At 41.1% G+C, this 22,111-nt stretch carries 18 protein-coding genes and 1 pseudogene; 10 read left to right on the forward strand and 9 right to left on the reverse strand.

The genetic code is table 11. From position 1 onward, the window contains the following. Positions 1-105: 105 nt before the first annotated feature. The 3 genes from pstS to phoB form a co-directional block, all read right to left on the reverse strand. Entirely contained in the window at positions 106-1,131 is a 1,026-nt protein-coding gene (gene pstS, locus GKR92_09500; protein ID QMU61920.1) for a phosphate ABC transporter substrate-binding protein PstS family protein, read from the reverse strand. Positions 1,132-1,247: 116 nt separating this feature from the next. Next, on the reverse strand, positions 1,248-2,564 hold the full coding sequence (phoR, locus tag GKR92_09505; protein QMU61921.1) for a phosphate regulon sensor histidine kinase PhoR: 1,317 nt from the start codon (positions 2,562-2,564) through the stop codon (positions 1,248-1,250). Then, positions 2,564-3,253 carry a phosphate regulon transcriptional regulatory protein PhoB gene (gene phoB, locus GKR92_09510; GenBank protein ID QMU61922.1) on the reverse strand — a complete coding sequence of 230 codons (690 nt, stop codon included), beginning with the start codon at positions 3,251-3,253 and terminating at the stop codon, positions 2,564-2,566. Before phoB ends, phoR begins: the two co-directional genes overlap by 1 nt. Before the next feature lie 296 nt (positions 3,254-3,549). On the opposite strand from phoB, the gene GKR92_09515 reads away from it, so the two are divergent. Then, positions 3,550-4,857: a hypothetical protein gene (locus GKR92_09515; protein ID QMU61923.1), complete on the forward strand. Its 1,308-nt coding sequence runs from the start codon at positions 3,550-3,552 to the stop codon at positions 4,855-4,857. A gap of 82 nt (positions 4,858-4,939) precedes the next feature. On the opposite strand, the gene GKR92_09520 is transcribed toward GKR92_09515, so the two are convergent. Then, positions 4,940-5,422: a DUF3859 domain-containing protein gene (locus tag GKR92_09520; GenBank protein QMU61924.1), complete on the reverse strand. Its 483-nt coding sequence runs from the start codon at positions 5,420-5,422 to the stop codon at positions 4,940-4,942. 93 nt (positions 5,423-5,515) lie between these two features. Here GKR92_09520 and GKR92_09525 point away from each other — a divergent pair, with 93 nt between their 5' ends. Continuing rightward, positions 5,516-5,893, forward strand: coding sequence for a diacylglycerol kinase (locus GKR92_09525; protein QMU61925.1), 378 nt, complete (start codon positions 5,516-5,518; stop codon positions 5,891-5,893). 95 nt (positions 5,894-5,988) lie between these two features. Beyond that, a pseudogene (gene ppk1 / locus GKR92_09530) lies at positions 5,989-8,067 on the forward strand (polyphosphate kinase 1). A gap of 6 nt (positions 8,068-8,073) precedes the next feature. Here the strand turns inward: ppk1 and ppx are convergent. From ppx to GKR92_09545, 3 genes are read right to left on the reverse strand one after another with little or no spacing between them, the layout of a single operon-like run. After that, a complete protein-coding gene (gene ppx / locus GKR92_09535) occupies positions 8,074-9,603 on the reverse strand; it encodes an exopolyphosphatase (protein ID QMU61926.1) in 1,530 nt (509 codons plus the stop codon). A gap of 60 nt (positions 9,604-9,663) precedes the next feature. Then, positions 9,664-10,566 carry a hypothetical protein gene (locus GKR92_09540; GenBank protein ID QMU61927.1) on the reverse strand — a complete coding sequence of 301 codons (903 nt, stop codon included), beginning with the start codon at positions 10,564-10,566 and terminating at the stop codon, positions 9,664-9,666. Positions 10,567-10,588: 22 nt separating this feature from the next. Beyond that, a complete protein-coding gene (locus tag GKR92_09545) occupies positions 10,589-12,340 on the reverse strand; it encodes an AAA family ATPase (protein QMU61928.1) in 1,752 nt (583 codons plus the stop codon). Between the two features lie 248 nt (positions 12,341-12,588). Between GKR92_09545 and GKR92_09550 the strand changes: the two genes are divergently transcribed. The 3 genes from GKR92_09550 to pntB all read left to right on the forward strand — a co-directional run bounded on the left by GKR92_09550 (position 12,589) and on the right by pntB (position 16,048). Beyond that, positions 12,589-12,798: a hypothetical protein gene (locus GKR92_09550; GenBank protein QMU61929.1), complete on the forward strand. Its 210-nt coding sequence runs from the start codon at positions 12,589-12,591 to the stop codon at positions 12,796-12,798. 280 nt (positions 12,799-13,078) lie between these two features. Continuing rightward, entirely contained in the window at positions 13,079-14,635 is a 1,557-nt protein-coding gene (locus GKR92_09555) for a Re/Si-specific NAD(P)(+) transhydrogenase subunit alpha (GenBank protein ID QMU62765.1), read from the forward strand. Positions 14,636-14,653: 18 nt separating this feature from the next. Next, the gene (gene pntB, locus GKR92_09560) at positions 14,654-16,048 is read left to right on the forward strand and encodes a Re/Si-specific NAD(P)(+) transhydrogenase subunit beta (GenBank protein ID QMU62766.1); all 1,395 of its coding nucleotides are present in this window, start codon (positions 14,654-14,656) and stop codon (positions 16,046-16,048) included. Between the two features lie 208 nt (positions 16,049-16,256). Here the strand turns inward: pntB and GKR92_09565 are convergent, their stop codons facing one another. Both GKR92_09565 and ispB read right to left on the reverse strand, forming a co-directional pair. Next, positions 16,257-17,711: a PEP-CTERM sorting domain-containing protein gene (locus GKR92_09565; GenBank protein QMU61930.1), complete on the reverse strand. Its 1,455-nt coding sequence runs from the start codon at positions 17,709-17,711 to the stop codon at positions 16,257-16,259. A gap of 257 nt (positions 17,712-17,968) precedes the next feature. Further along, entirely contained in the window at positions 17,969-18,937 is a 969-nt protein-coding gene (gene ispB / locus GKR92_09570; protein QMU61931.1) for an octaprenyl diphosphate synthase, read from the reverse strand. Between the two features lie 170 nt (positions 18,938-19,107). On the opposite strand from ispB, the gene rplU reads away from it, so the two are divergent. From rplU to GKR92_09590, 4 genes are all read left to right on the forward strand, one after another. Next, positions 19,108-19,419, forward strand: a complete 312-nt coding sequence (rplU, locus tag GKR92_09575; protein ID QMU61932.1) for a 50S ribosomal protein L21 — start codon at positions 19,108-19,110, stop codon at positions 19,417-19,419. A gap of 23 nt (positions 19,420-19,442) precedes the next feature. Further along, positions 19,443-19,703, forward strand: a complete 261-nt coding sequence (gene rpmA / locus GKR92_09580) for a 50S ribosomal protein L27 (GenBank protein ID QMU61933.1) — start codon at positions 19,443-19,445, stop codon at positions 19,701-19,703. Between the two features lie 222 nt (positions 19,704-19,925). Next, on the forward strand, positions 19,926-20,960 hold the full coding sequence (gene cgtA / locus GKR92_09585) for an Obg family GTPase CgtA (protein ID QMU61934.1): 1,035 nt from the start codon (positions 19,926-19,928) through the stop codon (positions 20,958-20,960). Next, on the forward strand, positions 20,961-22,100 hold the full coding sequence (locus GKR92_09590) for a glutamate 5-kinase (GenBank protein ID QMU61935.1): 1,140 nt from the start codon (positions 20,961-20,963) through the stop codon (positions 22,098-22,100). It begins immediately after the preceding gene. The last annotated feature ends 11 nt before the right edge of the window (positions 22,101-22,111 follow it).

The following is a 22,111-nucleotide window of genomic DNA, read 5'->3' on the forward strand; positions in this document are numbered from 1 at the left end:
GGGCCATTATAAATTCTACAGACTCGTTAGTCTGATAAATTTTACAAATTTATTAGTCCGAAAACTGCAACTTAATGTTTAAAAACTGGAGCAAATGAACAAAATCTATTCAGCTACACTTATCTTTGTGTTGAGCTTCATAGGATTTTTTTCGACATCAATAGAAGCTAATACCTTATCCGCAACCTTTGAAGGTAGTGGAATATACCCATCTTTCACGACTACTTTTTGGCCTTGGGTCGATAACACCATTCTGATGAATTCTCTTTCAAGTGGTGACAATGGCTTCCCAGGGGCTTTATTTAAATAAACGTACAAGAAACGTGCAAGCGGGTATGCACCAGAAGTTGCATTTTCAGTTGTTGCTGCAATTTTTTCTCCATCGGCCTTCCTAGATAACGGCACAGCCTTAACGCCAGAAGTTTTATAACCGATACCCGAGAAACCAATTCCATTTAACGAAGAGGAAACAGACTGTACAACCGAAGCTGAACCTGGCTGTTCGTTTACTGTGGACTTAAAGTCACCTTTGCAAAGCCCTTTTTTCTTAAAATAGCCATATGTTCCTGATACTGAATTGCGACCAAACAATTGAATGTCACGTTTTACCCAATTTCCTTGCAAACCAAGGTCGCCCCAAGCAGAAAGGTCGTCATCTCCACCACACTTACGAGTGTTTGAGAAAATGGCATCTACTTGTGCAATAGACATACCTTGAATTGGGTTATCTTTGTGAACGTAGACGGCTAATGCATCAATCGCCACTGGAATTGCAGTAGGTTTATAGCCAAACTTCTTTTCAAAAGATGCAAGTTCCTTGTCTTTCATCTTGCGGCTCATAGGCCCTAGATTAGCAGTCCCTTCCGTTAATGCTGGAGGTGCTGTAGACGAACCTGCGGCTTGAATTTGGATATTAACGTTTGGATAAAAACGCTTGTACTCTTCTGCCCATAACGTCATTAAGTTAGCGAGTGTGTCTGAGCCTACACTAGACAAATTTCCGGATACACCGCTAGTGGCAGCGTATTCACCAAGCTCAGCATCAACGCTTGAATTCGCTGAAACGGTCACTACTGAACTAAGCAATAAGAAAGCTGTAACTACATAAAGCTTCTTAACTAATTCGTACATTAAATAACTCCTCAGTTATGGGATATTTTGAATTTCATACTCAAAGTTACTATCTATGTATTACAAGCATATGGTACAAATATTACAGTTTTGTGAAACCGTAAGTGTTTGATTTATTAGATATTACTTTCGTTTTTTGCTACTCGATGAGTAGGAAAGCTACAAATAAATGCCGAACCTAAGCCAATTTTGCTGTCAATCTCTAGCGTTCCTTCATGACGTCCCAATATATGCTTCACAATAGAAAGGCCCAAACCAGTTCCCCCTTTTTCACGCGAACGCCCAGCATCCACTCGATAGAATCTCTCAGTTAATCTCTCTAGATGTTCAGGCGCAATGCCTTGGCCATTATCTTCAACGATAAATTGCAACCCATCGTTATCATCCTTCTTCCAAACAACTTTTATCATTGAACCGGCATCGGTGTGCTTCACGGCATTATTAATTAAGTTAGAAATCACACTGTGAATTTCTTGCAGATCCCCTTTAAGCATTGCATTCGTTTCAAGTTGTGTTGAGATTTCGTGATTGGTAAACCAAGTAGAAAGTTTACTTTCTTCTACAATATCAACAATGAGTGAGGCAACTGGGATGACTTCAGAGTCTTTTACAACTGATGTAGTAGACTCCAGACGAGACAATGTCAGCAAGTCTTCAACCAACTGTTTCATGCGCTTTGCTTGAATTTCTGCAGAATTGATTGCTGCATTACATTCATCAGGCAACTCTTGATTCATTGAGAGTGATTCTAAATAGCCTAGAATAACCGTTAGCGGAGTACGCAATTCATGAGAAGCATTGGAAATAAAACTACGGCGCATTTCATAAATTCGTGCAGATTGCGACATGTCTTGTGCAATCAATACCAATTTACTTTCCCCAAAAGGAATGATTCGTAAACTTAGCTCTGGCTCATGGTCTGATGAGCCTCGAATTTCTAACGGCTGTTGAAAATTTCCTGCCGAGAAATAATCTGTAAAAGCAGGTCTGCGCACCAGTTGCGTAATCCTAGTATTAATATCCCGCGATGGATCAATCTGTAATAAATCGTGTGCCGCTTGATTGGCAGATTTTATTTCCCCACTTGATGCCATAATCACGACAGCATCGGGTAGCGCAGAGATCATCTCTTTGTAATGCGTAATTAAATCTTCTAACTTTGATTTATTTGCTTGGTAATCTTTCTGCAAATCAACGATACTCGAAATGTGCTGATCGGCAATACCTAAATATTCAGGCGCTTCGTCAACCAACGCGCCGCCATCCAGCCATTGTTTAAGTGTGACTAATTGTCTAGCCGTCCATAAACCATAGATAATTAAGCCGAGAATAAAAAAGAATTGTAGATGGCCTGTTACTAAACCGATTAGAACGCATGGAATAAATACGAGTAAAATTCGATTTAATTCAGATAACCATGCATTAAATGACATTACGTTTTTGCAGAGAATCGATAACCATAACCGCGAACAGTTTGAATCATTTGATCACAGTTAAGAGGTTTAAGTAATTTTCTTAAACGCACAATATGTACATCTACCGTACGCTCTTCTACATACATGTTACGACCCCAGACATAATCTAACAACTGACTGCGTGAATAAACCCGGTCCACATGAGTCATAAAAAACTCAAGCAGGCGGAATTCTGTTGGGCCCATATTAATAGACTCTTCATTCACATAGGCACGATGTGCATCTACATCCAGCTTAATTGGGCCAACATTTACCTCGCTCTCTAAACTACCTGAACCTCTCCTCATTACCGCACGAATACGCGCAGTGAGTTCTTTTACTGAAAATGGCTTAGTAATATAGTCGTCCGCACCAGAATCTAATCCATCAATTTTATCTCGCTCTTCCACACGGGCAGTCAGCATGATGATAGGAGTTTCCTGCAAAGCATCCTTGCGTTTCCAGCGGCGAAGTAATTCCAAGCCTGATGTATCAGGTAACATCCAATCCAGGAGAATTAAATCAGGTAGATTATCGGCAATTTTCATTTCAGCCGAACGCCCATCCTCCGCCTCATCAATCACATAACCTTCTTGCCCCAAGGAAAAAGACACCATCTCACGGATGGAGTGTTCATCTTCAACTAATAGAATTCTTTTGCTGCTCATACTTTGAGCTCTTATTTGGTCCTAAGGCTGATCTAAAAATTGACGTGTTTCTGCAACAGATTGATTCTGCATGATTGTAACCTGCAATGAAAAGATCCCGCATTATTTTCTATATTTGTTACAGAACTATTAAGCACTCATAGATCAACGACTTACTGCTTCATTTAACTTCCACTCTCGACAAATCTTAATTATATGTAACAAAAATGTAACATTTAATTCATATAGATTTCATAGTCTTTGCGCAAAATCCATACCTTGAATTCAAACAAATTATTTAAACAGGGAGGCTCTTCGTGAGACTTAAACAGATTTTGATTGGCGCAACGTGCGCAATCGCAATTGCCAGCATAAGCTCTACCGCTTTTGCAGGTGCAGTCACTTCGAAAGAAGAGATCGCAGTCAGTACTACTGGTGGTGGCATCAAAATTAAATCCGATAATGGCAACAGCTTCCAATTTGGAGGGGTAATTCAATACGATTTTGATAACTATGATGGCCTATATAACGCCGGCACTACAGACCCTGCTGATATTGGCGACTCCGCAAATGAATCCGAGTGGCGTAGAACCCGTCTTACTGCAAAAGGCACAAAGGGTGAGAATTGGGGCTATAAACTTACAGTTGATATCGACGATGATGCTGAAGAAGCAAGCGTTGACGAAGCTTGGGTGAAATATGCCGGCTTAAATAATATCGATTTAATTATTGGTCGACTAAAAGTACCTTTTGGGCTCGAAGAACTCATAAGTGATAAATACATTTCTACTATTGAGCGTTCTGCAATTTATGAAGTAGGTAATTTTTTAAGCGGTAAACCAGATTTCGCATTTGCTGCGCAAGGTAGTTGGAGTAACTTTTCAGGACAGGTACATTTAATTGATGAAGGCGAAGAAGATGATGATTCGAGTGATTCATTCAGTATTGCAGCACGCATAGCCAACCGCTTTGTGTTTGGCAGTCAAGAAAACAAGCCACACTTCGCTCACTTAGGTGCATCCTATGCAGTAAGAGATTTCGGCAATGCGGGTAGCACTATGGATTTTCGTAGTCGTCTTGCAGTGCATGTAATTGGTGATCGTGCTACCGCCGGTAACGATGTAGTTGTTGAACATGCAGATCAATTTGGAATAGAAGCTGCATATGCCAATGGTCCGCTGTCATTGCAAAGCGAATATCTAATGGCGGATTTTGATGGTGAATCCAGTTCAGCTGCAGGGTCGGATGTAGATGTGGATGGTTTTTATGTAGCTGCAACCTATACGCTTACTGGCGAATCTCGTGGTTATAAATCTAGCACTAACAAATTTGACAAGATTAAACCAAAAAACAATCTTGGCGCCTGGGAGTTAGTTGCTAAATATGAAGATGGTGAAGTAGATATAGACAACAATCCAAACGGTGATGCGGAGTATGACATTCTTACGCTTGGTGTTAACTGGTATCCAAACACCAATGTACGCTTTTCACTTAACTACTTAATGACTAATGCTGACAACTTTCAGTTTGGCGGTAGTGGTAGTGGACTCGGAAACCCAACACTTGAGTCTTTGGGCGAAGATGATGGAGATGTCATTTCATTTCGTACGCAATATGTGTTTTGACTACTCTCTAGATTGCCACTAAAAATGCCGCACTCTTCTTTATACTCAATGAGCAGCTTCTTGATATCCATTAAAGCATTGATTACAAAAGTTCAACTTCAAATACTTTTTCCAATAACTTTTGATTTTTAAAAAAAATGTAAAAACGATATTCGCCCGGCACGAGTTCGTATTGATTTTCAAACTCAAACGCCATGGTATGTTGATAGTCTAATTTTGACTGTTCTTGCAATATTTCAATTTTATCAACGTGCTCGCCAGTACTAGGATCAATCATTGTTGGAAGGTGATAAATCAAATGCAAAGTCGGCTCACCAACAAACCCCGCACGTGATAACCAATAACGCACACCAAATTTTGTGCCCAGCTTAGCTTTTATGACAGTTGTATTTTCTAAATCGCCAGTACTGGATACAGTTTTATCCCCTTCTTCATAATTTTTAGCACCATGCGGGAAAACTCCATAATCAAAATTATAGATCGTTTTTTTCTCATCCGCATAACCACACTGAGCAAATAGCAACATAAGTAGAAATGCGTAATTTAATCGTTTCATTTTCTTCATATCTTCTTTGTTTTGAATATATAATCTTGTGATACTTTCATGTATTGATACTATTTTATTACAATAACATTACACAATTGTTAAACACTAAAAATGGCATCTAAACAAAATACTGGATTCAAACGTATCTATAATGCGTTTTTTTATTCCATGGCTGGACTTTCTTCTGCGTGGAAAAATGAAGCTGCATTCCGGCAAGAATCTCTCATGGCTATTGTGCTAATTCCGATAGCTTTTTGGCTTGCTCAAAGTACCAGTCAAATAGGATTATTAATACTGTCTATCTTTATTGTACTAATCGTGGAATTACTAAATTCAGCAATAGAGGCAGCCATCGATAGAATTAGTGAGGAACATCATGCCCTATCAAAACAATCTAAAGACATCGCTTCAGCTGCAGTATTTCTAAGCCTAGTTCTATTCGCAACAATATGGTGCTTAGTGATTTTCGAACGATTTTATTCTTCATAAACATTATAAATAACCACTATCACCTGACTAAGTGCAATACTTAAGTCTTCTATTTCAAATATAATATTTGTGCCTACATCGCAGATATATTTAAAATGGATGAGCATAATTTCAGCCTAGCTGAAAACTACATTAACCGTGAATTAAGCTTGCTTAAGTTCAATGCGCGCGTGCTTGAACAAGCTCGAGATTCATCCACACCTCTTTTAGAAAGATTAAAATTTCTATGTATTTCTTGTACTAACTTAGATGAATTTTTTGAAATTCGAGTTGGCGGTGTAAAACAACATATAGAACTTGATATTGCACATATTACAGCTGATCAAGTTGGGCCAAGAGAATTACTTAATCGCATTCTTAATGATGCCACTGCTCTTGTTACTGAACAGTACCGTGTATTTAACGAAGAAATTCAACCTGAATTAGAAGCACAAAATATTCACTTCATCGCACGTGAGCAATGAACAGATGAGCAAAGTGCGTGGTTGCGCCAGTATTTTCATGACGAAGTAGAACCTGTATTAAGCCCGCTTGGTTTAGACCCCGCGCATCCTTTCCCTCGTATCATAAATAAATCGCTTAACTTTATTGTTCAATTAGATGGTGCAGATGCGTTTGGCCGTGAAGGCGAATTTGCGGTGGTTCAAGCGCCACGCTCATTAACACGTTTAATTCATTTGCCCGAAGAATTAAACAAGCAACCAGGTGATAGTTATGTATTCCTATCATCCGTAATGCATGCTTTTGTAGATGAGTTATTTGAAGGCCTGGAAGTTTTAGGTTGCTATCAATTTAGAGTTACACGTAATAGCGATCTATTTTTAGATGATGAAGAAATTGATGATTTAATGCGTGCACTTGAAGGCGAGCTGGCTTCACGTCGTTACGGTGACTCAGTACGTTTAGAAGTTGCAAATAATTGCCCCGAAGAATTAGTCTCATATTTATTGCAGCAATTCGGACTTTCTGCCGTAGACCTATATCGAGTTAATGGCCCTGTAAACTTAAACCGCCTCAGTCAGACCTATGATTTGGTTGATCGTGCTGATTTAAAGTACCCGCCTTTTAGTGCTGGTATACCGGATCGTTTAAGTCATGGTGCAGATATTTTTAGCCTGATTCGGCAAGATGACATCTTACTGCATCATCCATATCAGTCCTTTGCACCGGTAATTGATTTTGTCCGCCAAGCTGCTAAAGACCCAAAAGTTTTAGCCATTAAACAAACGCTATATCGAACGGGTGCAAAGTCTCCGATTGTTGACTGTTTAGTGGGAGCTGCCAAAACAGGTAAAGAAGTTACCGTAGTGATTGAGCTAATGGCACGTTTTGATGAAGCAGAAAACATTTCTCTAGCGAACCGTTTACAAAAAGCCGGTGCACATGTGGTTTATGGAATTGTAGGTAAGAAAACTCACGGCAAGATGATCCTAGTAGTACGGCGAGAAGGCGATAGTTTGCGTCGTTATGCTCATTTTGGCACCGGTAACTACCATGAAAAAACCGCACGCCTATACACAGATTATGGAATGTTTACCTCGGATGCAGAGCTCACTTCCGATGCACATGAACTGTTCTTGGCGCTTACAAGCTTTACAAAAATCCCTGTACTGAAAAATATATTACAGGCGCCTTTTACTTTATATAAGACACTGATCGAACTGATTGAGAAAGAAATCGAATTTGCTCGTAAGGGCCGCAAAGCCCGCATCATTGCAAAAGTGAATGCCTTAGTAGAACCACAAATAATTGAGGCCTTATATAGAGCATCAGCAGAAGGCGTTAAGATACAACTTATTGTGCGCGGCATTTGTTGTTTGCGTCCTGGCTTACCCGGAATCTCTGAAAATATCGAAGTGCGTTCAATTGTTGGGCGTTTTCTGGAACACACTCGTGTCAGTTATTTCCATAATGATGGCGACCCTAAAGTGTTTTGCTCCAGTGCGGATTGGATGGATCGTAATTTTTTCCGGCGTGTCGAAGTCTGTTGGCCAATTAAGGATATGATACTTCGGAAACGAATTATTAATGAGCTAAAAACATATCTTAAAGATAATCGACAGGCTTGGATATTACAGGCTGATGGAAACTACTCCGCACCCATATCCTTTGGGCAAAGTGCCGTTAGCGCACAACAAACTTTACTGAATGAGCACGCAAAAGTTAAATATTAATAGCTTTTAGATACTCACCTTAACTTTTAAGATTTTCAAATAACCTTGCTCCTGCTCTAATTCAGCCTCTGTAAGAGGGTGTGCTTCTAGCCATTTTTTATCAAACTGAATTATCAGACTCCCATCATTACCCTCAATCTTCATATCTGGTAACTTCTTAGGTACACGATCACGATTGATTAGTACTGCAACCCGCAAAATTACAATCATAAACATTGCTAGCTCCTGCCAACGCGCTGGTAATTGTTCGATTGACTCAATATCAATTTTACGTCGATGACTTCTAACCAAGCAGGCAAGTAGACGTTGTTCATTCCAGGAAAAACCCATTAGATCACTATTGTCTAATAAATATGCACCATGGCGATGATATTTAGAATGTGCAATATCTAAACCAATCTCATGCAAATCAGCCGCCCAAATTAAAAACTGGTAGGCAATATCATTATTTATTTTCCATACTTTTGAAATTTTATCCAGCAAGTGTAGTGCAGTGGTTTTAATATTCGCTGCATGCTTAAAATCTACATGATAACGACGCATCAAAGAATAAACTGTGCGATCACGTGTATCTTGATGATGAATTCTTCCAGCCAGATCAAATAGCAATCCTTCTCGCAAGCCGCCATCAGATATCACCATTTGTTTAATATCTAACGCTTCAAAAATTGCTTTCAATGCCACAAGACCACCAGCGAATACCGGTTTGCGTTCTTTTGATAAAGATTCAAAATTTACTTTATCTATATGCTCAGCTTCTTGTAGTTTTACAATCAGTGCATTAATCCCTTTATAAGTTATGCCGCGCTCACTGAGTTCAAACTCGCGCATTAGCTCAGATATGGTGCGTATTGTCCCGGCAGTGCCCACTACATGTTTCCAACCAAGTTCTTTTACTGTTGAAACGATGGGCTGTAATTGTAGCTTTGCTTCTACCAAAGCCTTTTTAAACCTCTTCTTATCTAATTCACCATTGGAAAAATATTTTTCGCTCAGCATTACACAACCCATTTCCACACTTTCCATTAACAGTGGATTGCCTTGCATACCAATAATTACCTCCGTACTACCGCCACCAATATCTACTACAAGCCATTTGCCTTCTGGCCCAGTTAACGAATGAATAGTTCCTTGATAAATTAAACGCGCTTCTTCAACACCGGAAATAATTTGAATTGGATGCCCTAACGCCTCTTCCGCACGCTGTATAAATTCAGCACTTTTTTTAGCGACCCGGAGCGTATTGGTTCCAACCACTCGAACAGAATCTGCGTGCATCTCTTGTAAGCGTTGACCAAATCGTTGCAAACACTCAATAGCTCTTTCTTTAGATTCTTTAGATAATTTTCCAGAAGAATTTAAGCCTGCGCCCAGCCGCACCATTTCTCGGATACGATCAATAACTTTAAGTTGCCCATGCTGGTCTTGCGCAACCACCATATGAAAGCTGTTTGAGCCAAGATCAACTGCAGCGATTACTGAAGAAGGATCTGATGATAATTCACCTGGATTTGAGATTGGAGAAGGGACTTCCATATACGCATCTAGCGTAGCAAATGATTTTACAAGGTAACAATTATTTAAGCTTTAATTTACTTATTTAGGGGGGAGTAATGCGCGGCCATTGCCGTAATCGACAACCACGCCAGCGGGCGTAATTTCTTCTACTAAGGGCCCATTATTAGCAATACGATCGCCTTCTTTATATTTATCCATGTTAATTAACACAAATCTGCGTATAGGATCATCGTCAAAAACATGCACATTTACTTCATACTGATTCAAGTTGCTACGAGCACTTTCAGGAAGATCTCTAACTTTCACCACATTGCTTATACTTTGTTCTTGTCCTTGATCAATAAGTAATTTGGGCTTATTAATAACTGGAAGCGCATCATCCGAACTTAACTCGGTAGATGAAAAAGAAACATTCCCTTTAGCGGCTGCCGGTGCATTGGCTACATTAACCGACGAATTTTCAATAGCTGCTTTGGGCTTGGTATTGGGTTGTTTTGATTCGTAAATTAAAGGTCTATCTACAGCAGGAGTCTGCGCACTATTTGCTTCCATCGCTAACGGCCTCGCATCGGAAGGCTCGTCATTTTGACTATGCTGTTGTTGCACAGAATTTTCGGCGCCCGCCAATTGAACAGGTTCTTGTACCAAAGGTTTTGTTTCTTTTTGCTGCACTTCTATTTTAGCTGACGGAATACGTTGAGAAGTTTGCGGTGACATTGCAGGCGTTTCTACAACAATAGGTTGTTGAATTTCCGAATTAACTGCAGCTACCTCCATTTCATTTTCTGCATCACCGGACAAAGCACGAATTACAAAAAATAAAATTAAGGCATTCGCGAGCGCGACTAGCCCAACCCATAACCATATTTTATTCGGATTATTTTTCTGCGGCTTTACGGGTGTAACAAACTTTAAATCCGGTTGTTTTTCAAGCTGGCGTTCGTGTTCAGCGCGCGTCAAGGCGTCAAGTATCATCGACATGAGTATCTACTACCTATTTCGTTTAACTTGATTGACGCCACAACAAAGGCGTGGATCGATCATTGACCGCAGAATTAATTTCCATCATGGTTTCGCGACCCGCAACACCATCTACATTCAGACCACGTATGCGTTGAAATTCCATTACTCGCCACTTTAGTGTTGGATCAAAGGAAAGTTTTTTCTTTATGCCAGTAGAAACGGCCTTGCCTTCAATACGATCCAGTTGATCACGCAACCACCCCACATCTTTACCAATAACACCTTCTTTTAAAACATTAGATCCGGCTGGTGGCGATCTCCACAGTAATAAATAGTTGCCATACCAGAATGGATCAACCGATTTTGTAGCGGTCGTAACGACTTTACCGCCAATGTTTAAGCTCACCTGATTACCTCGTAAAGCCAGTACAACAATTTGTTTTCTTTCCCCGGCGGAATTGATAATTTCTAATACTGCGGGTCGGTTATGTCGGCGAATTTCATCCCAGCCCGCTTTACCAAAGATGCAGCGCAATTCAGCAGCAGTTGCGCGTTCACATGCCGTTTCACCATTTAGTTCTGGGTACGTAAGGCCCCAGTAGCTAAATAAGGTAGTAAATGCCTTATTGTTGCCCGTGCGTAAACTCGAATCATTAATTAGATTTAAAAAACCCTTATTGCCTTGCTTAACACTGCTCAGCTCTTCAGCAAGGGGTCGCTGTTGTGAAGCTACAGTCTCAGTATTATTAGTACTAGATATGTTTATTGCAGGCGCACCCACTTCTTCATTTTTTTGGGTGACTGACTTGTCTTCAATGGTCGCTTGCGAAGCTAAAGTCTCGACATTTGTGGTAGCCGGCCCTGCATTAGCATAACTTTCTTGCGATGCACTGGGTAACAGACCCCAAATCGATAATAGTAACGCCGCGGTGCCTGCAGCAATCGCGCCGCCAGCTACCCACTGCATCGGTTGAAAACGCTCGGTAGGTTGCAATACTTCACCAGCAGCTTTGCGAACCAGATTTTTATCAATGCGATGAACGTTTTCACCATAAGCGCCCATCATTGAGCGTTCGCAAATATTATTGACTAGGCGTGGCACACCATCAGAAAGCTGATGCACAATCTGAACTGCCCCTTTGGAAAATAGCTCGCCTTTAAAACCGACAATTTGTAATCGATGACGAATATACGCAGCCGTTTCTTCTTTTGACAAAGGTGTTAAATGAAAACGCGCCGTGATTCTTTGTGTAAGTTGACGCAACTCAGGCCGTGCTAAAATAGCTTGTAATTCTGGCTGGCCAATTAAAATAATTTGTAAAAGTTTTTGTGTCGCCACTTCAAGATTCGTTAACAAACGAATTTGTTCTAACACCTCAGCACGTAAGTTCTGCGCTTCATCAACAACTAATACCGTGCGTTTTCCTTGTGCATGCTGTTTTAATAAATATAAGTTTAATCGATCAACTAAGTATTTAAGACTGGTAGTTGATCTACGGTAAGGAATATTTAATTCGTCACAGATTGAAGCGATTAATTCTTTTGAACTTTGGCGAGGATTTAAGATTAACGCGACATTCACATGATCCGGCATTTGCTCCAACACACTTCGACATAACATGGTTTTGCCGGTACCCACTTCACCAGTGAGCAATATGAAACCGCCCGCCTCATCTGCACCATATAAAAGATGCGCAAGACCATCACGATGACGTGGCGTTAAATATAAAAAACGCGTATCAGGGGTGATTTGAAATGGCTTATCAGAAATTCCAAAGAATTCTAAATACATGCGGTTATAGCCTTATTTAATCAAGCTTTTAAATGTCGAAGCTAACTAGATGTTGTGAGTAGGTATTTTGCCAAAAAAATAAACCCTTGGCCGCACTAATTTACATGTTATTCGTTTATTCATACTTTTAATTTTAACCATGTATCGACTAATGGCAGCATTTTGGTCTAACGAGTCTTATTACGAGCAAATACCATAAATAAACTAATGGTTTTATATTTTTACCTTTGGTGATTCAATATAGAGTGATGAGCTACAGCAATAACAAGCCAAAAGATAATACTCTCAAGCTACCTCCTAAGCCTACGTCTCCTGAGCCTTATGAGTGCTGCGAACGTGGCTGTGACCCGTGTGTGCATGACTATTACGCCAAAGCCTTGGCGCGCTGGGAAAAACGCGTGGCAGAAATAGAGAAGCAACAGTTAAAGAAATCAAAGAGGAAAATGCTCAGAAAATAACCAAATTTTCTCTCTTCAACCCTTATTGGATAACTTATTTTCTCATAGGGGAAAGAGCTTCTAATAGCCAATAGCATCTTAGTTATATATTATGACCTCTATAATAAAAAAGCATAATTAAAAAACCTTAATTAAGTAACTGCAATCTTTCTCAACGCTTTCAAATAACCCCAAGTGAATCTGCCATGCGTATTTTGGCTTGGAATCTATTTGTTGCAAAGATCATAAAGATGAATGATTGAGTAGTTAATTAAGCATGTCTACAGAGGAACTATCCGCTATGAAGATTGGTGTACCAAACGAAATTCATGAGAATGAATGTCGCGTTGCCATGACACCCGATACGGCTGCGCGCCTACAAAAACTTGGTTATGAGTGCGCAATTGAAGCAGGTGCCGGTGCCAGTGCAAATTTTACAGACCAGGCTTATAAAGATGCCGGTGTCGAAGTTATTTCGGATACCAAACAACTTTGGTCTGAATCAGACATTATCTTAAAAGTGCGTGCACCGGAGCAAAACAATGCTTTGGGAATGCACGAGGCCGATTTATTAGATGAAGGCAGCAACTTAATAAGCTTTATCTGGCCTGCACAAAATGAAGACTTATTAGAAAAACTTAAAAGCCGTAAAGCCACCATCTTGGCAATGGATTCCGTGCCACGCATATCTCGTGCGCAAAAATTTGATGCCCTCTCTTCGATGGCCAATATTGCTGGCTATCGTGCAGTCGTAGAAGCCGCTAACCATTTTGGACGCTTCTTCACAGGTCAAATCACCGCTGCAGGTAAAGTTCCACCTGCAAAAGTGATGGTCATTGGTGCCGGTGTTGCAGGACTTGCTGCAGTAGGTACAGCCAACAGTCTTGGCGCAATCGTTCGTGCTTTTGACACTCGCCCAGAAGTTAAGGAACAAGTGGAAAGTATGGGTGCACAGTTCTTAGAACTAGAATTTGAACAAGACGAAGAAGGCGGCACCGCAGGTGGTTACGCCAAAACCATGAGCAAAGAATTTATTGATGCAGAAATGGCGTTGTTCCGAGAGCAAGCTAAAGAAGTCGACATCATTATTACTACCGCACTTATACCAGGCAAACCTGCACCGAAACTCATTTTGGCCGACATGGTTGAAATGATGAAAGAAGGCAGCGTCATTGTTGACCTGGCTGCAGAACAAGGCGGTAACTGCGAACTAACGGTTCCTGGAGAAGTTGCGGTTAAACACGGTGTAACGCTGATAGGTTACATGGATTTACCAAGTCGTCTACCGACTCAATCCAGTCAGTTATATGGTTCAAACTTGTGCCACATGCTTACAGACCTTACACCAGAGAAAGACGGCAACATTAATGTAAACATGGAAGACGATGTAATCCGTGGTACGACTGTTATTAAAGAAGGTGAAATCACCTGGCCACCACCACTTGCGGTATCAGCTGCACCTGCAAAATCAGCAGCGGCTGCACCGGTTATACAGGAAGAAAAAAAGTCGAGCGGCATGGGTGCTCCTATCGCGCTTATCTTAGCCGCAGGATTGTTATGGTGGATCGGAAACTCCGCACCGGCAGAATTCATGCAACATTTCACAGTATTTGTACTGTCATGCTTTATTGGTTACTGGGTAGTGTGGAATGTAAGCCCTGCACTGCATACCCCACTCATGAGTGTAACCAACGCAATTAGTAGCGTAATTATAGTGGGTGCCTTGTTGCAGATCGGCAGTAGTGTTGGATTGATTGTTGGACTGGCTGCATTTTCAGTCTTCATAGCATCCATAAATATTGGTGGCGGCTTTGCTGTCACACAGCGGATGTTACAAATGTTCCGCAAAGACGATTAAGGGAGAATAAAAATGACAATGAATCCACAAATGTTAGGGGCAGCGTATTTAGCTGCTGGTGCTCTCTTTATTCTCAGCTTGAACGGCTTGAGCAATCAGGAAACAGCACGTCGCGGCAACCTGTTTGGCATCATCGGCATGACCATTGCCGTTATAGCAACAATTCTCAGTGGCAGAGTAGGAAATTTTGAAATCCTATTTCCAGCGATGATCTTAGGCGGAATCATAGGCGCCATCGTTGCTATGAAAGTCGAAATGACCTCCATGCCAGAACTGGTAGCAGGCTTTCACAGCTTAGTCGGTCTCGCTGCTGTGTTGGTGGGCTATTCCAGTTATATGGATCCAACCATGCATTTGGAAGGTACTGAAAAAGTCATTCATGAAGTCGAAGTGTATTTGGGTATCTTTATCGGTGCGATTACGTTTACCGGCTCGATCATCGCCTTTGGAAAACTCAAGGGCATCATTGGCGGTAAACCTCTAACACTTCCAATGCGACATTGGCTTAATCTAGGAATGTTAATCGCATGCATTTACTTTGGTTACATGTTCTTACAATCTGGCTCGCATGATGCAGGATTAACTCCGTTAATCATTATGTCGATCATTGCTGGCATCATTGGTATTCATCTTGTGATGGCGATTGGTGGTGCAGATATGCCAGTTGTAGTTTCTATGCTGAATAGTTATTCCGGCTGGGCCGCTGCAGCGACTGGTTTCATGTTAGGTAACACCGCACTGATTGTAGTCGGTGCATTGGTTGGTTCTAGTGGTGCCATCTTGAGTTACATTATGTGCCGTGCGATGAATCGTAGTTTCATCAGTGTGATTTTGGGTGGCTTTGGCACCGGAGGCGGCGCAGCAGCAACAGTAGGTGAAGAAGATGGTGAAGTAACTTCTACTACCGCTGAAGAAGTTGCCGGACTCCTAAAAGATGCGAGTAATGTAATTATCGTTCCAGGCTATGGAATGGCGGTTGCGCAAGCACAAACCACGGTAAGTGAAATTACTAAAAAGCTACGAGCGAAAGGTAAGAATGTCCGCTTTGGTATTCACCCGGTTGCGGGCCGCTTACCCGGACACATGAACGTATTACTTGCGGAAGCCAAGGTGCCTTATGATATTGTGCTTGAAATGGATGAGCTTAATGATGACTTCCCTGATACGGATGTTTCATTAGTCATCGGTGCGAACGACATTGTGAATCCAAGTGCACAGACTGATCCGAACAGCCCGATTGCAGGTATGCCTGTACTAGAAGTTTGGAAAGCCAGTTCATGTATCGTGCTTAAGAGAAGTATGGCCTCAGGATACGCCGGTGTAGACAATCCTTTATTCTTAAAGGACAACACTGACATGCTATTTGGTGATGCAAAAGACAGTATGGATGCAGTATTACAGCATTTAGGGTAATCGCACTATAGTTCTAAAAAAGGGTAACAGACTGTTACCCTTTTCTTTTCCTTTCATTACGTGACTCGATGCATGTACGTGAGCATCTAACTTAACGTTAGCGTAGTTCTAACAAATCTATATCATTTTTAGTTTAAGCTTATCTAAATATTCCACGCATAAAAAAGCCGGCTTATCGGCCGGCTTTTAAATAATGGTAAGACTAGGTTTAAGAAGTACGAGAGTTCTGTTTCTTACGCGAAAAACCAAGTAGACCTATCATACCCAGTCCAAGTAGCATGTAAGTAGAAGGTTCAGGTACGTCTACCACTTCTACTACTATTGGCGTCTGTGTTCCAGTGAAGGTACCACTGTCTGCAAAAGTAAGCCCAGTAATAAATGCAGTCACATCATTAGGATCTGCACCAGCAGACTCCTCAATACCTCTTACACTAAACTTATCAATACCATTACTTGGATCAAAACCTAGCATTGAGGCAAACCCTGATAGTCCGGCTAAAAAATCAAATACTACACCTGACATGAGATCAAGCCCGGTATCAAATGGATTTTCCATCTCATCAAATAGGAACAAATCAAAAAGATCATCTCCTATCGATGGCAATAGCACAGAGGCAAATAGAGGGTCACCTGCGCCCACCTCATAGTCATAGCCTACGGCTACTTCTGGATCAATAAAAACAGTTTGGCCAGCAACAACTTGTGTATTAAATGTATAGATAGGCGTGCCTGCACCACTCGTTACAACAGTAGGAAGCACCACATTCGGAGGATCAGTATCACCTAATAAATTGAAATCAAAATATGAGATTGATCGACTTGTGAGTTGCCCAGTAGTTGGATCGGTATCATTTAGTACCAGCCTTATTGTGTAGCCTCTACCATCTACTAACTGTGCCGAATCAGGAACTGTATAACTTGTCGCGGTAGGCGGTAAAAAATCAGTAGACACAAAACCAAACCCTGCATCAGGGTCAGTGCGGTCGATGATATCGATCTCAATAAAATCAATACCTGCTGGCAGCTGAAAATCTAATGTGGGTTGTGACCCTGAACCTGAGAGAGCCACAGATTGCACAAAGGGTACTTCTATGGGTTCAGGAATTCCGTCTCTTCCCAAGCTGGGAAAAACAATATCTAAGGGTGAATTCGTGATCGCTGGATTATCATTAGTAATCGTAGCATTCCAAGTCCCTAACAATTGTGTATTGTAAGCTGCATTAATCGCATATTCGTTTGGAAATACTGGGGAGCCAATGTAAGGAATTACCCCATCATTAACAGTATTAAAAGGCGGTAAAGGCGAAAAAAAAGTGTTTTGCGGGAAAGGGCCATTTGGCCCAAATACAGTTTCATTTATATCAATTAGTCCTTGAAATTGTATTTGTGTTTGATCCCCACCAACACCGCCTCCGAACGGCACACCATCTAGTGACCCGCCTGGGTTTGGACTCACAAACAGATCCCATACTAAGAAATCACCACCATTACTGCCTAAGCCTGGTGCAACCCGATCACGGTAAAATAATACCGAGTCAAATGACGGATTAAGTGGATTTTCTACAACAATCTCTACCGCAAATACTGATGTATTTAAACTACATAGCAACAAGGTACCTGCAGTAAAAAAACTAAAGATGAATTTTGAGCCCCTGATTTTCATATGTCTGTCCCTTTTTAAATTCATGGAATCTATATATCCACATTTTTGTATATTTCATGCAATGTTTCAATAACTGAATTATTGTGGGATTAAAATTAACCTTTAGCTTATACTGTAGCTAACTGTATTTATTAATTAATTTAAATTTCTCTTTTCCCATTTATTTCATTGAGCATTTACTCAAGAAAATTTGAATACAATTCTAATAATGCCTTCTCAAATAAACCTTATTTAAATTCTGTTATTCATCAATTTATTTACGCATTGCGCGCAATAGCAAAATTTGTTAACTCAACTAACGCATCTCGATATGGGTTGTTCGGTAACATTTCGATTTGCTGCCTAGCCATTTGTGCTTGTTGGTTCGCGCACTCTTCAGTGTATGCAATGGCATTGGTTGATTCTATAACCTGCATGATGTCTTGCATGTGATGCTTACCACCATTGATGATCGCAGCTCGAATCATCTTTGCGTTAGAACCATAACTATTTTTTAAAGCATAAATTAATGGCAGCGTGGGCTTACCTTCAGCTAAGTCATCGCCAATGTTTTTTCCCATCTCATCAGGCGAAGCTTGATAATCTAGTAGATCATCTTTGAGTTGAAATGCAGTGCCAATATGGGTGCCATACGCAGCACAAGCTTGTTCAATCTCGTTGCTTTGGCCCGCCAAGATTGCACCCAGCTGGCATGCCGCTTCAAATAGCTTTGCGGTTTTTGATTGGATGACCGTCATGTAACGCTCTTCAGTGGTGTCGGGGTCATTGCAGTTTAATAACTGCATTACTTCACCTTCTGCAATCGTATTCGATGCCCGCGCTAAAATTTCCATAACGCGCATTTCACCCACATCCACCATCATTTCAAACGAACGAGAAAATACGAAGTCGCCCACCAACACACTGGATTCATTCCCCCAAATAGCATTCGCAGTTTCATGCCCGCGACGTAGGCTGGATTCATCTACCACGTCATCATGCAACAGGGTTGCGGTATGTATAAATTCGATTATAGCGGCCACCAGGCAATGCTTTTCTCCTGAATAGCCACAGGCCCGGGCGCATAAAATTGCCAGAATAGGTCTTAGACGTTTTCCACCACTATTTATAATGTAATTAGCCATTTGGCTAATCAGCGCAACATCAGAATGCAGGTACTGGCGAATAGCTTTGTTTACACCCTCCATATCCTCTGCAACGAGGCTTTGTACACTTTTAAAATCCATATTGGTTAGGTTCTTACTCTTCTATATGTGCCTAGAATAGCTACTTAGGCTGTTTTTTTAGGTATATCATAACTATACATGCCAATTCAGGGCATATTTGATTGACCCACCAGGACCGTATCGCTAAAATTGCGCCTCTTTTCAGACCCCTCATAACGGAGAACTCTAAGGTGTACGCAATTATCGCCACAGGCGGCAAACAATATCGTGTCCAGGAAGGCGACCAAATCAAGGTCGAAAAACTTGCTGGTGATCCTGGCGAGAAAGTGGAGTTTAATCAAGTGCTTTTGCTTGCCGATGGTGAAGATGTAACAATTGGCGCACCCTATGTAGATGGCGGAAAAGTAATGGGCGAGGTACAAGACCAAGCGCGTGCTAAGAAAATTGAAGTGATTAAATTTAAACGTCGCAAACACCATATGAAACGCATGGGTCATCGTCAGTCTTTTACAGAAGTAAAGATTACCGGTATCTCAAAATAGAATTTAGCAAGTAGGATTTAACAATGGCACATAAAAAAGCAGGTGGTAGTACTCGTAACGGTCGCGATTCAGAGTCTAAACGACTCGGTATAAAACGCTTTGGTGGTGAAGAAGTGTTAGCAGGCAATATTATCGTTCGTCAACGTGGCACTCAATTTCACCCAGGCGTAAACGTGGGTTGCGGTAAAGATCATACATTGTTTGCTAAAGAAAGTGGTCGTGTAGTATTTGAAACTAAAGGCCCGAAGAACAGAAAATATGTACGCATAGAAGCGGTGCACTAAATACTTATTTTTATAAGTTTGCAAAGCCCCGCAGCGTCGGGGCTTTTTTTTGCTTTAAAGAAAATAATTGAAAGCCCTGATTTATTAACACAGAATTTATTTACTATGAGTGATTTAGGCGAGGCAAATATATTTTTCAAAAGCGGAGTTTGCTTGTTAGCAAATGAGTATTTTGGAAAATATATTTAACAAAGCATAAAATAAATCAGGGCTTTCAAGACCATGAAATTTGTAGATGAAACAATAATCCACGTCCAAGCCGGCAATGGTGGTAATGGTGGCCTTAGCTTCCGGCGCGAGAAATATATTCCACTGGGTGGCCCAGATGGTGGTGACGGTGGAGATGGTGGAAGCATCTATTTAGTAGCCGATGAGAATCAAAATACGCTAGCGGATTTTCGTAATTCACGTTCTTTTAAAGCACAACGCGGCCAAGATGGTTTGGGCAAAGATCGCACTGGGAAAAAAGGCGAAGATAAATTTATTAAAATTCCATTAGGGACGATTGTAAAAGACGCGCAAACCAAAGAAATTATTGGCGATCTAACCAAACATGATCAGCAATTATTAGTTGCCAAGGGTGGCCTGCATGGCTTAGGTAATGCGCGGTTTAAAACTTCTACCAATCGTGCGCCGCGCAAAACCACTCCAGGCGAACAAGGAGATGTGCGTGACTTACACATGGAGCTTAAGCTACTTGCCGACGTTGGTTTGCTAGGGTTGCCGAGTGTTGGGAAGTCTTCTTTAATACGAACTTTATCTTCGGCTACGCCTAAGGTGGCAGAATACCATTTTACCACTTTGTATCCGAGTTTAGGCGTGGTGTATATCGCGCCGCACAAGAGTTTTGTAATTGCAGACATTCCAGGCTTAATTGAAGGCGCTGCAGAAGGCGCAGGTTTAGGTATACAATTTCTTAAACACTTAGCACGTACAAGATTACTATTGCATATGATCGAATTAGCACCCGCTGAATATGAAAAAGATGTAAGCAAAGATTATTTCTCTATATTGAATGAAATAAAAAAATACAGCGATGAACACGGCAATGAACTAGGCAGCAAAGATCGATGGTTAGTTTTTACTAAAACTGATCTGCTTCCTGAAGACGTTTGTAAAGCCACTATTGATAAATGCATAAACGAATTAAACTGGGAAGGCCCTGTGTTTTCAGTATCCTCTATCAATAAATCCGGAACTGAAGAATTATGCAATAACATTTATCGCTATTTAAATGAGCCAGACAGTGAGCCCTAAATGAGCAAGAAAATTGATAATTACCGACATAAAGTTAGCCAGGGTCAACGCTGGGTAGTTAAGGTCGGAAGTTCTTCGGTAACCAATAATGGCCGCGGCTTAAACATGGGGGCTATTGCCAATCTTGCTTCACAACTTGCCAGCTTAGTTAACTCAGGCAAGGAAGTTATCCTGGTTTCTTCTGGTGCCATAGCTGAGGGCATGAATCGCCTAGCTTGGGATAAAAGGCCGCATGCAGTGTATGAATTACAAGCCGCCGCCGCAGTAGGCCAAATGGGTTTAATTCAAGCCTATGAATCATGTTTACAGAAACACGAATTACATAGTGCACAAGTATTACTTACCCATGAAGACTTGCAGGATCGAAAACGTTATCTAAATGCACGCACAACGTTACGAAAATTATTGTCATTAAAAGTGATTCCTGTAGTAAATGAAAATGATACGGTTGCAACCGATGAAATAAAATTTGGTGATAACGATACCCTAGCAGCATTAGTGAGTAACCTTGTTGAAGCCGATGCATTAATTATATTGACCGATCAACAAGGAGTGTTTGAGACACCCCCCCAAGACAATTTAGAAAATAAGCTCATTGATGAAATTTCTGCAAATAATACATTGCTAGATAAAGTAGCCGGTCCAAGTGCTGGAGCACTAGGGCGCGGAGGCATGCTAACCAAGGTATCTGCAGCTCGGCTTGCTGCCCGTGCAGGTGCAGCGACAGTGATTGCACCAGGAAAAGTCAGTAATGTTTTATTAGAAATTGCTGATGGTAAACAACACGGAACATTGCTATACCCAGATAACGAACCTCTAGTTGCTCGTAAACAATGGATTGCTAACCAACTTTATACAAATGGCGAACTCATATTAGATGATGGCGCCTGCCAAGTAATTTGCAAAGATGGGAAAAGTTTATTATCCATTGGCGTTCAAAACGTAAAAGGTAGCTTTGAAAGAGGCGAAGTCGTTAGCTGCTTTAATAGCAAAGGTAAAGAAATAGCGCGTGGACTCGTAAATTACAATGCAAAGGAAGCGAGCCAGCTGAAGGGTAAAGCGAGTACTGAAATTGAATCTACGCTAGGTTATGTTGAAGAACCTGAGTTGATCCACCGGGATAATCTTGTCGTGCTGTAAAGAGAAAAAGT

It is taken from the genome of Gammaproteobacteria bacterium (genome assembly GCA_014075255.1).
Classification (GTDB): domain Bacteria; phylum Pseudomonadota; class Gammaproteobacteria; order UBA4575; family UBA4575; genus JABDMD01.

What these genes read in the sequence shown, in the direction of transcription:
- pstS (QMU61920.1), bottom strand. Translation starts at nt 1,131, where the DNA reads ATGTACGAATTAGTTAAGAAGCTTTATGTAGTTACAGCTTTCTTATTG.
- phoR (QMU61921.1), bottom strand. Translation starts at nt 2,564, where the DNA reads ATGTCATTTAATGCATGGTTATCTGAATTAAATCGAATTTTACTCGTA.
- phoB (QMU61922.1), bottom strand. Translation starts at nt 3,253, where the DNA reads ATGAGCAGCAAAAGAATTCTATTAGTTGAAGATGAACACTCCATCCGT.
- GKR92_09520 (QMU61924.1), bottom strand. Translation starts at nt 5,422, where the DNA reads ATGAAGAAAATGAAACGATTAAATTACGCATTTCTACTTATGTTGCTA.
- GKR92_09525 (QMU61925.1), top strand. Translation starts at nt 5,516, where the DNA reads ATGGCATCTAAACAAAATACTGGATTCAAACGTATCTATAATGCGTTT.
- ppx (QMU61926.1), bottom strand. Translation starts at nt 9,603, where the DNA reads ATGGAAGTCCCTTCTCCAATCTCAAATCCAGGTGAATTATCATCAGAT.
- GKR92_09540 (QMU61927.1), bottom strand. Translation starts at nt 10,566, where the DNA reads ATGTCGATGATACTTGACGCCTTGACGCGCGCTGAACACGAACGCCAG.
- GKR92_09545 (QMU61928.1), bottom strand. Translation starts at nt 12,340, where the DNA reads ATGTATTTAGAATTCTTTGGAATTTCTGATAAGCCATTTCAAATCACC.
- GKR92_09550 (QMU61929.1), top strand. Translation starts at nt 12,589, where the DNA reads ATGAGCTACAGCAATAACAAGCCAAAAGATAATACTCTCAAGCTACCT.
- GKR92_09555 (QMU62765.1), top strand. Translation starts at nt 13,079, where the DNA reads ATGAAGATTGGTGTACCAAACGAAATTCATGAGAATGAATGTCGCGTT.
- pntB (QMU62766.1), top strand. Translation starts at nt 14,654, where the DNA reads ATGAATCCACAAATGTTAGGGGCAGCGTATTTAGCTGCTGGTGCTCTC.
- GKR92_09565 (QMU61930.1), bottom strand. Translation starts at nt 17,711, where the DNA reads ATGAAAATCAGGGGCTCAAAATTCATCTTTAGTTTTTTTACTGCAGGT.
- ispB (QMU61931.1), bottom strand. Translation starts at nt 18,937, where the DNA reads ATGGATTTTAAAAGTGTACAAAGCCTCGTTGCAGAGGATATGGAGGGT.
- rpmA (QMU61933.1), top strand. Translation starts at nt 19,443, where the DNA reads ATGGCACATAAAAAAGCAGGTGGTAGTACTCGTAACGGTCGCGATTCA.
- cgtA (QMU61934.1), top strand. Translation starts at nt 19,926, where the DNA reads ATGAAATTTGTAGATGAAACAATAATCCACGTCCAAGCCGGCAATGGT.
- GKR92_09590 (QMU61935.1), top strand. Translation starts at nt 20,961, where the DNA reads ATGAGCAAGAAAATTGATAATTACCGACATAAAGTTAGCCAGGGTCAA.